Source organism: Leptospira bourretii, assembly GCF_004770145.1.
Classification (GTDB): domain Bacteria; phylum Spirochaetota; class Leptospiria; order Leptospirales; family Leptospiraceae; genus Leptospira_A; species Leptospira_A bourretii.
In genome coordinates, this window is the sequence record NZ_RQFW01000022.1 from 22,355 (window position 1) to 37,056 (window position 14,702).

8 protein-coding genes are annotated in these 14,702 nt (G+C 35.3%); 3 read left to right on the plus strand and 5 right to left on the minus strand.

What is annotated here, in order from left to right; all coding sequences use genetic code 11:
* Window positions 1-26: 26 nt before the first annotated feature.
* Entirely contained in the window at window positions 27-437 is a 411-nt protein-coding gene (locus EHQ47_RS17310) for a DUF5329 family protein (protein WP_135748209.1), read from the minus strand.
* Window positions 438-580: 143 nt separating this feature from the next.
* Here EHQ47_RS17310 and EHQ47_RS17315 point away from each other — a divergent pair, with 143 nt between their 5' ends.
* Window positions 581-1,252 (plus strand): TetR/AcrR family transcriptional regulator, encoded by a 672-nt coding sequence (locus tag EHQ47_RS17315; RefSeq protein ID WP_135748210.1) that lies wholly within the window; start codon window positions 581-583, stop codon window positions 1,250-1,252.
* Here EHQ47_RS17315 and EHQ47_RS17320 read toward each other — a convergent pair.
* Genes EHQ47_RS17320 through EHQ47_RS17330 form a run of 3 tightly spaced genes read right to left on the minus strand, consistent with a single transcriptional unit; the run spans window position 1,249 to window position 10,140 of the window.
* A complete protein-coding gene (locus tag EHQ47_RS17320) occupies window positions 1,249-2,835 on the minus strand; it encodes a sulfatase-like hydrolase/transferase (protein WP_135749929.1) in 1,587 nt (528 codons plus the stop codon). The two genes, EHQ47_RS17315 and EHQ47_RS17320, sit on opposite strands and share 4 nt — an antisense overlap.
* A gap of 49 nt (window positions 2,836-2,884) precedes the next feature.
* Window positions 2,885-5,074, minus strand: a complete 2,190-nt coding sequence (locus EHQ47_RS17325) for a transglycosylase domain-containing protein (protein ID WP_167483315.1) — start codon at window positions 5,072-5,074, stop codon at window positions 2,885-2,887.
* Window positions 5,071-10,140 carry an alpha-2-macroglobulin family protein gene (locus EHQ47_RS17330; protein WP_135748722.1) on the minus strand — a complete coding sequence of 1,690 codons (5,070 nt, stop codon included), beginning with the start codon at window positions 10,138-10,140 and terminating at the stop codon, window positions 5,071-5,073. Before EHQ47_RS17330 ends, EHQ47_RS17325 begins: the two co-directional genes overlap by 4 nt.
* A gap of 146 nt (window positions 10,141-10,286) precedes the next feature.
* On the opposite strand from EHQ47_RS17330, the gene EHQ47_RS17335 reads away from it, so the two are divergent.
* Both EHQ47_RS17335 and EHQ47_RS17340 read left to right on the plus strand, forming a co-directional pair.
* A complete protein-coding gene (locus EHQ47_RS17335) occupies window positions 10,287-10,721 on the plus strand; it encodes a hypothetical protein (protein WP_135748723.1) in 435 nt (144 codons plus the stop codon).
* 44 nt (window positions 10,722-10,765) lie between these two features.
* Window positions 10,766-13,144, plus strand: a complete 2,379-nt coding sequence (locus tag EHQ47_RS17340) for a PAS domain-containing protein (RefSeq protein WP_208727456.1) — start codon at window positions 10,766-10,768, stop codon at window positions 13,142-13,144.
* Here EHQ47_RS17340 and ahpF read toward each other — a convergent pair.
* On the minus strand, window positions 13,130-14,689 hold the full coding sequence (gene ahpF, locus EHQ47_RS17345; protein WP_135748724.1) for an alkyl hydroperoxide reductase subunit F: 1,560 nt from the start codon (window positions 14,687-14,689) through the stop codon (window positions 13,130-13,132). The two genes, EHQ47_RS17340 and ahpF, sit on opposite strands and share 15 nt — an antisense overlap.
* Window positions 14,690-14,702 lie beyond the last annotated feature (13 nt).

The following is a 14,702-nucleotide window of genomic DNA, read 5'->3' on the forward strand; positions in this document are numbered from 1 at the left end:
GAAAATGGAGAATAATCTCCCTTCTACTATAGACAAAACTCGATTTTTTTTAATTCGGCAGATAACCAGTCTGCTGATTTGGTTTCTTTTCCATCCACAAATTTAATTTGGTAAGCAGTTCCTGAAAGAAACGATTTGGAAGCAATTTTTTCGATGAATAGTTTGGCGGTCCATTCCTTAGGGTCTGGAGCAAAAAAGGAGTTTTTCGCTTCTTTCAATTTGTAACGAAGGTGTTTCTCTGCCTCTTCCGCTGTATGTGATTCTCCATTCCGAATGAAACTCCCTTGGAGCAATCCAACTTTTTTTAAAAGTTTTTCTATTTTTTCTTCTTCAGTGAGAGGTAAACAAACATTAGATTTGCTTGTCACATTTGAAACTCCAATTACAAAAAACAAAACAATGGCCGTCAAATACCATAGGAATCCATGAAACTTCATAAACCTTCCCTCATTTGTATCACTTCAATCTTCTTTCTGACTATAAGTCAAATATAAATGACTGATGGTTGTTTTAAATTGACCTTTAGTCAATAAGACATTTTTTTCTAGCATATTTATTAGGATTCTCCTACTCTGGAGGTATGAGTCGCCTTTCGGTTGCAGAACGTTCGCCCAAAAAACGAGCCGTATTGGAAAAAGATAAACTTTCCAAACGAACATCAATTCTTCAATCAGCGGCCTTCCTTTTGCAAAAAAAAGACTGGGCTGAACTTTCAATGGATGAAGTTGCAAAACGAGCCAAAATAGCAAAAGGAACATTGTATTTATATTTCCCTACCAAAGAAGATCTCTGTCTTCGTGTCCATATCGCAGATTATGAAGCATGGTTTTTAGATATGGAATTGTTTCTTACTGAAACTAAAAACATCGATGCTGAAGGATTTTCGAAATGGTTTGTTGAATCTATGGATCGACATATTCGTTTTTTAAAACTCCTACCCATTGTTCCAACGATATTAGAAAAAAATGCAAGTGTTGAAACCATTAAGGAATTTAAACTGAGTTTAAAAGCACAAATTTTTAAAATTCTTCCATTGCTTATCAAAACTTTTCCTTTTCTCAATGAACAATCAGGTTTTTTATTTTTGATGCAATGTCATGCATTGGCAGTTGGATCTTGGTCTCACGGTTTTCCTTCCCAACAAGTTCGAGAAGCGGTAAAAGACGATGGATTGGATATATTTGTCTTAGATTTTAAAAGTTTTATTAGTACATCTATTTTGACACTTCTAAATGGAATCAAATCCCCTTAATACATTCCTGAATAAATTTGATTTTTTATTTTTTGTTTCAAACTAGAATCAGTGACAGGAACTCGTTTTTTTTCTGACCAGTCCATTTGGATTAATTGGTCTCGATCACTATGATAAATATACTTTTTATCTTTTATAACCCAAGATTTTTGAATTTCCGAATTCCAAGTTTTCAAAAATAAATTTGGTTGGTAATTGGGATGAAAAAAATCTGCTTCTAAATTGTTTTTAATTTTCCCACTATTCGTTTCTAACAAATGTAAAATGGTATCTTTAAAATCGACTGAAGTTCCGAGTTTTGGAACGTAAATTTGACCGGATTTTATAAAGTACAACAAAAACGGTACATCAGTTTCCTGATTGTACAACGAATAGTTGTGAGCATGTGCTCCTTCTTCACCAAACGATTCACCATGATCTGCCGTTAAGATCAAAACAGTTTCTCTTGATGAGTTATCTTTCCAAAACGAAATAATTGAATCGATAACTGCAAGTTCTTCTCTCAAAGATGCCTCATAACGAATCAAAGGTGAATCCCATTGACTCTGAGAATTTTCATTTGTCACAAAATATGGACTATGCGTTTGACTGAGTCCAATCAAAACAAATAAAGGTTTTTTTTCTGCCCCAAACATTTGTTTCATTGCAGAAAGGACAACTCGGTCATCCATCCCCCAACTAAATGTGGGATAAAGTTTTCCATATTTTTCTTCCAAATAAGATTTATCCCGAACTGTTTGAAAAATTTGCGGAAAAAAAAGATCCATCCCTTCAAAGTAAAGTGACTGAGTATAAATCATAAAGGTTTCATAACCGTATAAATTCTCTAATTGTTTAGGAAGATTCAATTGCAAAAGAGAATCATTAAATGTCAAACGAGTGGTTTGTAATTGTGAATCCCCAGTTAACCAAGTAAAAATACTTTTAGAAGTATGTGGCATAGGAATCCAAAAATGAGAATCTTGTAGAACCGAAAAATCAATATAATTTGATTTAGTTTTTACTAAATGTTTTCTTCCGACTCCTTCTAACATAACCAAAACAATATTGGGTCGTCCAGAGATTGACTCTAAAAAGTTTTTTCCTCTCGAAATTTGTTGGTTTGTATTTGTATTCAAATGACTCGAAGTTTTTTTCCGTTCCGAATCAAAACGAAGGACCAAAACAAAAATAAGACCAAATAACAAAATATAAGTGACTATTTTACGATTTTTGAAAAATAAAACAAAAAATCCCATCCCTAAAGTGATCCATTGCCATACTTGCCACTGGTAGAAAAAATTTTGGATATCCGAATACAAATGATTGATATGATTCAAAAAATAGAAAACAATTTCAAAGGTTAATGCAGTTTGATAAACTTCTTGGTATCCCAGAACAACCAAAAAGAGAAACCATAAGAACACTCGAATCATAATTTTTAAAAGGCGCTTATCTTTCTGATTTTGATTAAGATAAAAATCTAAACTCACAGATAAAACTGCTAATAAGGTCACACAAAGTCCGTGAAAATAAATCCAAACGCCAAAAGAAAGAATAATAGGGCCTTGGAAAAAATACAAAAGTAAGTATAAAAGGGTCATCGGTGAATTTTCACTTTGAACGAACGATTTCCAGTTTATTAATTTTTCTTTATCTAACTTCAAAATCAACTGACGCCTTTTTTTGTTCTCCATCATACAACACCAAAGATTGTTTTCCTCGTATGATTGGTAATCTTAAATCTCCATTTAAGGAAGGTTTCAATTCGGTTTTCCCATTCCAAATTAATTTTGGATCTTTTAAGGTATTAATTTCTCTTACCTTCACAGGAATACCTTGTGTTTCTTTTTCATAAGAAGGATGGTATAAATAAATCTGTCCCATCGAAGGATAAACAAATCCAACTCCGAGTACAGACACGTTTGTTTCTACCTGATGTTTATCACACAATTCCGATTGAGTAAGTTTTCTCCTTACTTTTAAGGCAATGGATGGACATTGGGACAAAGCCAATTTACCTGTTAGTCGACAGAAATTTCTTGTTTCAGTGAACTTAGATATATAATCTGTCTTTGGTCGATCTTTCATTAAATTCCTAAATATATTTTGTACAATTCTTCCAGCTCCAAATGAACCAGATACGTCCATTGTTCGTTCTCCAGAAAAATTTCCAACCCAAGCACCGACAACATAATGATCGTTAAATGCAACAGTCCAGGAGTTTCTATAGTCCTTTGAAGTGCCTGTTTTGACTGAAACAGGAAAAGGAAAATCTAAATAACTCCTGCGACCAAAGGCCCGTTGTCTAAGTTTTGGATCTTTTAAAACAAATTTAATTTCTTCAGCAGTTTCTTCAGAAAATAAACGAGTGGATGAACCAAAGTAGAGAGGTTTTTTATCAATGTTTCCTAATCGAATTTTTGGTAACATTCCTCCCAGCAGAAAAGATCCATATGCGCGCGTTAGCTGAAGGAGACTAGTTCCTCCTGCCCCAAGTGCAAGACCTGGTCCGTAGAACTGAGGAGATTCTTTTAAGTGAGTATAACCTGCTGATTGCAAAAACCGATAAAAACTGGGAACTCCCATTTGGTTGATCGCAGTCACAGCAGGTATATTTCTTGAATTTCCAAGTGCTTCCGCGAGAGTTAAATCCCCCCAATACCGAAGGTCCGCATTTCTAGGGAGATAATTTCCACCTTGCCCCAAAGAATATGAATATTTTTCATCGGAAAAAATAGAATTAACATGATAAAGGCCCTTTTCGATAGCAATTGCATATAACAGTGGTTTCAATGTACTTCCCGCATCTCTGTATGCCAAAGTACCGTTAACCATACCATTCCCGTCTTCAAAGAAATTTTTAGAACCAATCATTGCTTTTAGTTCTAATTCATCATCCTTACCTGGAACTCTTTCTAAAACGATAGCAGATGCGTTTGATACATTCCATCTTTCTAATCCTTCCAATTCAGAATTTACAATAGAGTTTAACTCAAAATTCAACTCAGACGATAAGGAAGATACAAACTCTTCCGAAGGAATCGAAATCAACGTTCGAATCCAATTGAGAAAATGTTGATTTTCACCTTTCCATTGGTCTGCATAATCCGATTTAACTTTAGAATTATAGTGAATCGTAAGTTCATTTGGGTCTTTGATGATCGGAATTTCATAGGGAATTCTTTCCCTCAAATTGAGATACCGAATTGACAGTTCTTCTAATTTAGGTTGGTTTTTTCGAATCAAAACAGTTAAATACAGTGTTTCTTCAATCGACAAAAAACGTACATGTTTACCAAATAACACAAGTGATGCGGAAGGAAATCCTACAATATTTGAGTGAATGGAAACTGAATTTAAATAAGCTTCTAAAATTTCTGATTTAGTAAGCCATAACTCATATCGAAAAGCCTCAATTAATTCAAAACCTTTTCGCAATAAAAAAGAATAATTACGAACTTCAGGATTTTGGATTCGTACGAGTTGCATCGTAAGAGTAGAAGCTCCCCCCCTTTTTCCTTTAGAAAAAAAATAAGAGTAAAGAGAATTGAATCCTGCAAAAATATCAACGCCGTGATGGGCATCAAAACGTTTGTCTTCAGCAATCTTCAATATCTCAGGTACAAAACTCGGATACTCCTTAATACTTTCCCAATCCTGTTTTGTTTGGTTTTGATTTTTTCCTCGTCCGATTAACGTTCCTTCTTTTGTTAAGATACGAACGGTTGTTTGATTTCGTAATGAATCAAAAGAAATAGGGCGCAGCAAAAAAACTGCTAGTGGAGAAATTAATCCTCCAGCTAACAGTGTATAAAGAATGAACTTTTTTTTAGAGATCAATCCACTTTCACTCGAATCGTATTGGTATTTCCGTAAAACTGCGGGTGATACATCAAAAATGTTTTTGAAGCTGGCATTATCGAATTTCCTTTAGCGACCGGTCTTAATATATAATTAAACTCAGTTTCCCCTCTTTCAATTCGGTCTTCTGAAAAAATCACGCGGTCATCACGATATTCTTTATAACCACTATAATAATTTTCAGTAACTTCAGTATCTTCTGCATCCGAATTTTTTTCTGTCAGAAAGGAGGTATTTACAATTTCTGTGTTACTAGGAATTGGATCCACGATCATTCCAAAGGCTTGGTCCGAATTACTTAACACTTTTAATTTTACAAGATAAGTAGAACCTCTTTGTAAGTTTGTTACTTCTTTTAAGATAGGATCTCCACTCGAGTCCCTTCCATCAATGCGATATAATGTCTTTCTAATTTCTAATCCATTGAACTTTTGCGTAGTAGTGTCTTTTACAGGAATGTACATCAATCGAGTTTGAAAGTATAATCTTCCCTCGGAACTTGTACGTTTGAACAGCAAAGGACGGCTGGATGGATCTTTTCCTTCAAAAAGACGATCAAAGGTAATTTCTTCTTTATAAATAGAATCTGATGAAGGAGAAAAGCTTTCATCAATCAAAGTTTTTTCACCAAAGATAGCCTGCCCTTCTGTGTCAGTTGAAGTTGCCTCAAAACGATTTCTATATTCAGAAAGTGCCAAAGCAATGGTTCCCACGCTATGACTGTCTGCCCAGAAATGGTTTTGTCGATCCATCATAATTGATTTTACTAAATCGACTATTCTAGAATTTTTCGAATCAACCCTAAGTAACAATCTCAAATAGTTACCAAGAACTGTTGGTGAACTATAGTAAGAATAGTAATAATATTCATCATTTTTTTGTTTAATCGGTTTTAGACTGAATAATTCTTTTTCGTACGAAATGTACTTGGTGTATTCAACAAACAACTTTTTAAAAACAGAATCCGATTCATAAGATTCTAGTTTGTGTGTTTCTGCATATGCTGTTAGAAAAATACCACGAGATTTTAAATTTAGTTCTTCGAAGTTATCTACCAATGTTTTCTCTAAAGAATGAACATCTTTCTTGTCTTTCGAAAGTACTGAGTATATTAAACTTAGAGTTTGATAGGAATTCGTCGATGTTTCTGTAGGATTTTTGACATAGTTTTGTAAGTATTGGATCGCAGCTTGGTATGCTTGCTGATTGGATCTTTTTCCTTTGTCTTTTGCAATCTGCATTACAGAAGCAACGTATGCGGTTAAATATGGATAACCGGTTCTTCCATGCCCTTTCCATACTTTGAAACTTCCATCAGCAGCTTGGAATTCAGACATCTCATCCAAAAACAACTTTTCGATTTGAGTAAAATCATATGAATCTTTGGTTGGTGCTTTGTATTGAAATTCTTTCAACAACTCACCAGCACTCAATGAAAGCAAATAAGCTGATGTTCTTTGTTCCATACAAAAATAAGGATTTGATTCATAAAAATCAAAAGCAGATTTTAAGGCAGTAAGGGCAGTTCCCGACAAACGGATGTCCAACGATCCTTTATTGAGTAAAATAGAATCTTTTTTTGGAAAAACAATTAAGGTTTTATGTTCCGAATCGGTATAACCCGAAAATTGAACTGAAGTTACGGGGTCAAATTCTTTGATAGGAATCGTAACTGCTAAAGCATCAGAAAGATCTGCCTTTTTCATATCGGCAAACTCGGCAGCGTTTTCCGGCTCCACTGAAATTTGATAAGACAATTGAATCTCATCTTTTGGATGATCCAGTTTTAGTTTGATGTACTGTGCTTCTGTGATTTGGAATGTTCTGAGCACTTCTTTTGTTTGACCAGCAGCAAGTTCTATCGATGACCATCCTTTCTCCTGTGAAAGGAATTTTGAATCGATTTTATATTTAAATTTTCCTTTTTTCTTCGTATTGTTTGTAATACTACCACCTAACTCCAAACTATCGCCAACACGAATGAATCTTGCAACAGTCTTTTGTAAAACTAAATTCTTTTTGACAATGAATTCTGAATTAGAAGCTCCATATTTTCCATTAGAAGAGGATGCTACCATTACTCGAAATGTTGTTAAGTTATCTGGTAAGGTAAAACTTAAATCAGCATTGCCATTACTATCTGCTGTGACAACAGGGTTCCAGTAGGCAGTGTAACGAAAATCTTTTCTTGCTCCTGATTCTGATTCAGCAGAAAATCCGCCTCCAGAATCTTCACCGTAATCTCCTCCAGGGCTATCTCCTTTGTTTTCGTATATATAATGTTTAATGATCATACTACGGAGTTCAAATGTTTTTACGATACTATACCAATATTGATAGAACATTTCTACTGGACTCTGAAAAGAATATCCAACCAAATCTAATACCCCTCGATCTGCCACTGATACTGTGAGTTCGGCACCAGGATTTGTTTGGATCGATAGTTTGACTTGTTCTCTCGGTTGGTATTCTGCTTTATCCGTTTTAATAACCACCGGTGCAGTTCGAGAGGCTAAATTTACCTTCAATGTCACATATCCTGTTTTGGCTTTTGGAGCACCTAAGTCCTGTTCATTAAATTCTTTAATATCATCCTCAGAAAGTCCTTCTGGTACAGGCAATCTTCCTGACAACATAACAACATTTACGTCTACATTGGGAAGATAAGATTCTTCAATCGGAATCTCAAGTGGAGAACTGTTTCCTTTCATTAAGAAGGATTTTTTAAAATAAACAGAATCTCTTTCTACCGTGACAATCACCCTGGCATTCTGCAAAGGAGATTTGATTAAGATTTTTGCCTTTTCTCCAATTTTATATTCATTTTTATCAGAACGTAATTCGATGGAGTCATCGCCACGAAAGTCCCAAGTGTAATAAGATTCTTTTTCATAGGCATAAAAATCTACTCGCGAAAATACTTTATCCCGATTTAAAACTAAAACAGTGTAACTTCCGGAATCTTTTGCCCTGTAATCAAATGAAACTCCTTCCGCTTTCGAAGTGAGACTTTTTACTTCTACAATTTTTTTTGTTAGTTGGTTGCTACGAAAAAAGAACTTTCCAAGACCTTTGGAAAGAACGGAAGTCCAATCATTGTAGATAATATAGGCTTTTAATTCAGCACCAGCAACTGCTTTCCCTTGTAAGTTGACAGCGATTGCACTAAATTGGAATGGTTTATCCATTGACTGGTATCGATCATTACATTTTAAACCAACATAGGTTTCAGATGGATTGTAAGGTAAACTAGAAGACTTTGTAACAGACTTCCCGTCTACATCAAAAACAGAAGATTCTACAATCAAATTATACGGATCGGCTATTTCTATGTTTTCTCCATCAGTGGCAAACTTACCTGTTAAATCACTGATGGGAATGTCCAAATTAAAAAAACCTTTTGTATCTAAAACACCTTCTGATCCAGTTACATAGTCAGAATTTCCACTCGAGTATTCGTCCTCGTAATCGTTCCAAGTATCCGAAAAATCATAATTCGGGAAAGTATCGAAAGATATATATCTTTTCCTTTTTAAAACCGAATAACTAATCTTAGCTCCTCCCATCGGAGCCCCAAACATATATTTTCCTTCGACCGAACCTTTCAAATTTTGATTTTTATTTACGGTATTGGCCAAATTTACATTCACCATAAAATTTACAGGACGGAATTCTTCTACTTGGAAGGTATCGTAGGTAACTGAGTAATCTTTTCCTGAAACATAAACCGATACAGAATAATGCCCAAGCGGAGCATCAGAAGGAATCGAGTAATTTGTAAAAACTCCACCTTGAGATGTAGAAGTTAAGTTTACATTCGAGATATCCTTTCCTCTCGAATCTCGAATTTGTACATTGACTACTTTCGAAGAATATGGAACTAAAACACCGTTTTTTCGATCAGCAAGGACTGCTTTAACCTCAACTCTATCTCCCGGTCGATATAGTTTTCGATCAAAGTATATTTTTCCTTTTACATGATTCTCAGTGTAGTAGTCACTATAACCTTCAATATGTGTTTCATTAAAATGTAAAAATGCTTTATCACCAGTAGGATCTTCTGCAATTAACACCGATTTACCGAATGCTTTATTATCACTGATTGAAGGTGTCGTACAATATCCATCTTTATCCGTTTTACAAGTTCCGCGCAGACTTCCCTTTTCATACAGACTGATATCAGTATTCGCAACTGGTTCCGCTTTAGATAAACTATGAACCCAAACATGGATTGTATTTGGATCTAACTTTGTTGTGATTCCTAAATTTGTAGATTGTAAAAAGATAGATTCTTTTTTGAACTCTTCCTTGTTATTATCACCAATGACATTGGCACCTAACTGAAATGCGACCCAAGCTTTCGTATTTGGTTTGGATCCAAAATATTGGTCAATATCCATTCCTTGATTTCCATAGGAATTTACTTTGATACCAGATTTCCAAACCGTCTTTTTCCAATTTAACTGGTTTTCAAATTCATAATACTTGTCACCCAATGTTGCCACTGCATTTACAAGAACAGGAATCGACAGTTCTGCAGAACGAATTTGGAATTCAGGTACATTCGATATTGAAATTGGAAGTACTTTGTTTAAATTGGATTCAAATATATTTTCCCTTGATAAATAGAAAGATGGTTTCCTTTGCATCACAGGAAGTTTAAAGCTAACAGGCGTTTCTAAAAAACAATCATTCTCTGCATAAAACTTTTCTATTTTGATTTCATAAACAACACCTGGATCAAAGTTCCAAGTATCAAGAGAAAACTCTCGGCTTACATAATCTGAAAATTCGGTTTTTGGATTGGAAGGTTTTGGGGAAATTTGAACTGCGGATGCAAAATCTCGTAAATTGGTATCTTCTGTTACTGTAAATCGATAGTCCCATAGATCTTCTAAATATTTTAAATCTGTTGTGTCGAGTTTTACCTCGATACGACAACTGCTTGGAAAAATACTGCGTTTGATGGAACGAAAAAAACCAGAAACGGAATGGCAAGAACTGAGAAAAAACAAAAAACCAAAAGTAAGAACCAACTTACGCATAAGGACTCCGAAATTCGAATGTTCCCTGTTCTACGACGGGTACTTCCCATTGCCAACTCTTTCCTGAATGAAATGGAATTTCTTTCTATATTTTTTTATTCAGATCGGAATTTTCGCTATGCTTTTGTCATTTTGGAATTTGATTGATGACGATGTCCCTATCTCAATTCAAAAAACAATTTTTGGAATTAAAAGCACCCAACTCCTTTCCCATCGGAAATTACCAAGCCGATTGGCTAGGCCCACGATGGTTCCAAACCGGTGCCCGCCTCAGTTTGAATTTTATGTCCTTTCGTCATTGGTGGGGCAAATCGTTCGATGGATCTGAGATTGCTTATAATCTTTTTTTACCTCCCAAAGCAACAGAGTTTCAAATGCGCCACCCCATGAAGTTGTCCATTGGAAAGTCGAAGCTTGATGGAAACCTAAGTTTGATCCTGGAATACACAAAAGAGGCACCTTTTCCTTGGCCCTATTTCGTAGATGAATTTCGGATTTTGAACGAAAAGGAGCTTTTGGGAATGAATTACAGTCGATTCACCCCTCAACTGGCCCTACCCTTTCTTATTAGAAAATCCTAATTTAGCTTGTTAAATATTTTGAAAAATTCCGTCGAATTGACGGTATGGGTCTGCCTCCACCATCTCTGGAAAAACAAATTCTCTCCGCAATGGAAGAGGTTGTTTTTTCGGCAAATTTTCCAGAATTAGAAATTCTTTATATTAACCCTTCGGCAGAAACTCTCACTGGATATCCCAGAGAATATTTTACAAATGCACGAGATAACTGGAAAAATTTAATCCTCGAGGAAGATCGTGCTATCGTTGAAACTGCTTTAACATCGCTTCATGCTGATGATAAAATTCAAGTTCGTTATCGAATCCAAACTAAAAACAAAAAAATCAAATTTATACAGTGCCAAGGTAAGCTGATTCGAAATGAAACCGGCGAAATTTTACGTTTCGACGGAATAGTTACTGATATCTCCGAGTTACTTTCCCTCCAAGATATCATCAAAAATGAATCTGGAGAAATTAAACAGTTGTTACTCGAAAATAACATTTTGTTTAATGGAAGTCAAGATTCTATGTTCCTTGTAGAAGTGATGGATGATGGAAACTTTATCATCCGTCGTATCAATTTAGCTTATGAAAGATCAACAGGTGTAACTCAATCTTCTATCCAAGGCAAAACACCGATCGAATTACTTGGAGAAGAGTTGGGGCAACCCGTCATCAGAAATTTTAAAAATGCCTTAAATGCAAAAACAACAATTACTTATGAAGAAAGTATTCCTATGCCTGCGGGAACAAAAATTTGGACAACTGCACTCACTCCCATTGAGGTAGAAGGAAAATATAAATTCATCGTTGGGGCCAGCAAAGACATTACAGAGCAAAAAAGGGCGGAAACAGCCCTAAAGGAATCTAACGAGCGCTATGCCCTAATTTTAGAAGTCAGTTCTGATGGTTGGTTTGATTGGGATCTAGTCAATGATACAGTCATCTATTCACGCAGGTGGTGGTTAGAATTCGGAAATGACGATAAGGCTGACAATGTCCCCATTGGATATTGGAAAAGTTTGATTCATCCAGATGATTTGGATTGGGTTTCAGAATTTTTAGAAAACATCATGCTCTCACAAAGAGAAACATTTGAATTCAGCTTTCAGATGAAAAAAAGAAAGGGGAATTATGCTCATGTTTTATCAAGATGTTATATCCAAAGAGATTCTTCTGGAAATAAAATTAGAATGGTTGGTTCCAATACCGATCTAACAGAAACTAAAAAAATAGAATATACACTTCGAAAAGCAAAGGAAATGGCCGAAGCAGCAAATATGGCGAAAGGAAATTTTTTGGCCAATATGAGCCACGAAATTAGAACTCCACTCAATGGAATCATTGGATTCACAGAACTTTTGTTACACTCTTCACTTACAGATGAACAAAAAGAATATTTGAGAAGTATATTTCTTTCTGGAAAAAGTTTGTTATCTTTAGTAAATCAAATTTTAGATTTTTCAAAAATTGATTCTGGGAAAATGGATCTAGAATTTATTAGTACCGATTTGATTGATCTTGTTCAGTCAACTGTTGATTTATTCCAAATTTCAGCGGCATCTAAAGCCATTCCTCTAAACCTTCAGCTGGATTCCAACTTACCAAAATTTGTTTCTTTAGATCCTTTGCGACTCAGACAAGTTCTTTCCAATCTAATTGGAAATGCAATTAAATTCACCCATGAAGGGAAGGTAGATGTTTCAGTCAAACCACTTAAACAAGTAGGTGATATCATTGATATCGAGTTTGCTGTTACTGATACGGGAATAGGAATTGATCCAAACTCACAATCAAAACTTTTTGATTCCTTTTCGCAGGCAGATACATCCATCACTCGTAAATATGGTGGAACTGGCCTTGGTCTTTCAATCACAAACCAACTCATACAAAAAATGAACTCACAACTAAAAATAGATAGTGAACTTGGAAATGGAAGTAGGTTTAGTTTTGTTTTATCCTTAGAGATGAACGCAACTGGATCTGTTTCCTCTAATCTGTTTGAAGAAAAACTAACAGCACCGGAAGAAACAGTTATTGTTGAAAATAAACAAATACGAAACGATATTTTGATAGTAGAAGACAATGATTTAAACAAAAAACTATTATCAAAAATGTTATTAAAGAGATACCCTCATATACAACTAAGATTTGCAACTGACGGAGCTGACGCCGTCAAACAGTTCCAACAAAAAACTCCTGATTTAATTTTTATGGACCTACAAATGCCGGTGATGGATGGTTATACGGCAACCATCGAAATTCGAAAACTAGAAAAAGGATCTATCAAAAAAACTCCCATCATTGCGCTGACAGCAGGAGCTTTTTTCTCTGTTAAAGATACGGCGATGGAGTCAGGAATGAATGATTTTCTCACCAAACCAATCTCCTCCGCCGATCTTTATTCTGCTCTTGAAAGATGGTTATTATCAAGCAGCGTGTAAAAGATACTCAAACGCACTAATTGCGGCTTTTGCTCCTTCACCCATTGCAATGATGATCTGTTTGTACGGAGTGTTTGTCACATCCCCACAAGCAAATATTCCATCCACATTGGTTTTACATTTTTCATCCACCAAAATTTCTCCAAAACGATTTGTTGCAACTAAATCCTTCACAAAACTACTGTTTGGTACAAGTCCTATCTGCACAAACACTCCATCTAAAGGAATGGTTTCAGATTCTTCCGAAATCCTGTTCTTATAGGTTAACCCGGTTACTTTTTCCGAATTCGTTTGGATTTCCATAGTTTGCGCTTTTACAAGGGTTTTGATATTAGGAGACTGAGCTACTTTATCTAACAAAACTTTGTCCGCATTGAGTTTATCGCCGAACTCAATCAAGGTGACTGATTTTACAATTCCACTCAAGTCTAAAGCCGCTTCTACTCCAGAATTTCCTCCGCCCACAACAGCAACATCTTTGTCTTTAAAAAATGGGCCGTCACAATGAGGGCAATATGCAACTCCTTTTCCAACGAATTCTTTTTCACCAGGGACGTTGAGTTCACGCCATTTGGCACCTGTCGAGAGTATTACAGTCTTAGTAAGAATTCGCTCGCCGGTATTCAAATGGATTGTTTTTAAATTTCCAGATTCAATCTTTAACACACGGACATTTTCTTTCTTTTTGATTTGGTTTTTATCAAGTTGTTCAGATAATACATGAGTCAACTCTGGACCAGTTGTATAAGGCAAAGATATGATGTTCTCAATGCCTAAAGTATCTTTTACTTGTCCACCTAACCTGTCTGCAATGACTAGGGTTTTTAACCCTTTCCGAGCCGAATACACTGCGGCAGTCACGCCAGAAGGGCCTCCACCAATGACAGTGACATCATAAATATCAGATGGATTCGAATGGTCTGTCGTTTCCTCTTTCGACTCAGGAACAGAATATAATTCTAATAATTTATCAAAAATAACCGATGCTTCTGCCTTGCCCGAAAGAAAACGTTTACCATTTAAAAAAACAGCAGGAACACCTTGGATATTTTTTTCTTTCACAAGTTCTGGATACATAGCTCCATCAATCATATTATGAGATATAGATGGATTGATTAGTGCAAAACTATTAAGAGTTTGAACTACTTCAGGACAGTTATGACAATCAAGTGAGATGAATGTTTCAAAATACAAATCTTCCTTTAGTTTTGATACTGCAGAAAGAATTCCTTCCTCTAATTTGATTGGATTACCACCTGATTGTAAAATCGCTAAAATCAATGAAGTAAATTCATGACCCATAGGGATACCAGAGAATTCAATTCCCGTAGGTTTATCTTCAGAAAAAATTGCAAAACGGAGACCATCATTTTTTTCCTCAGAATGTTCCAATGAAATTTTTGAAGAAAGAGAAACGATATCTTCTAAAAATGCGACTAACTCCTCTCTTTTTTCATGAGCTCCTGAATACAATCGTATCTTTACAGGATTATTGATTCTTTCAAAGTATTGTTTTACTTGTTCTTTTGTTGATTCATCTAACATAATAACCTCCCGA

What these genes read in the sequence shown, in the direction of transcription:
- EHQ47_RS17310 (WP_135748209.1), bottom strand. Translation starts at nt 437, where the DNA reads ATGAAGTTTCATGGATTCCTATGGTATTTGACGGCCATTGTTTTGTTT.
- EHQ47_RS17320 (WP_135749929.1), bottom strand. Translation starts at nt 2,835, where the DNA reads ATGACCCTTTTATACTTACTTTTGTATTTTTTCCAAGGCCCTATTATT.
- EHQ47_RS17340 (WP_208727456.1), top strand. Translation starts at nt 10,766, where the DNA reads ATGGGTCTGCCTCCACCATCTCTGGAAAAACAAATTCTCTCCGCAATG.
- EHQ47_RS17315 (WP_135748210.1), top strand. Translation starts at nt 581, where the DNA reads ATGAGTCGCCTTTCGGTTGCAGAACGTTCGCCCAAAAAACGAGCCGTA.
- ahpF (WP_135748724.1), bottom strand. Translation starts at nt 14,689, where the DNA reads ATGTTAGATGAATCAACAAAAGAACAAGTAAAACAATACTTTGAAAGA.
- EHQ47_RS17335 (WP_135748723.1), top strand. Translation starts at nt 10,287, where the DNA reads ATGACGATGTCCCTATCTCAATTCAAAAAACAATTTTTGGAATTAAAA.
- EHQ47_RS17330 (WP_135748722.1), bottom strand. Translation starts at nt 10,140, where the DNA reads ATGCGTAAGTTGGTTCTTACTTTTGGTTTTTTGTTTTTTCTCAGTTCT.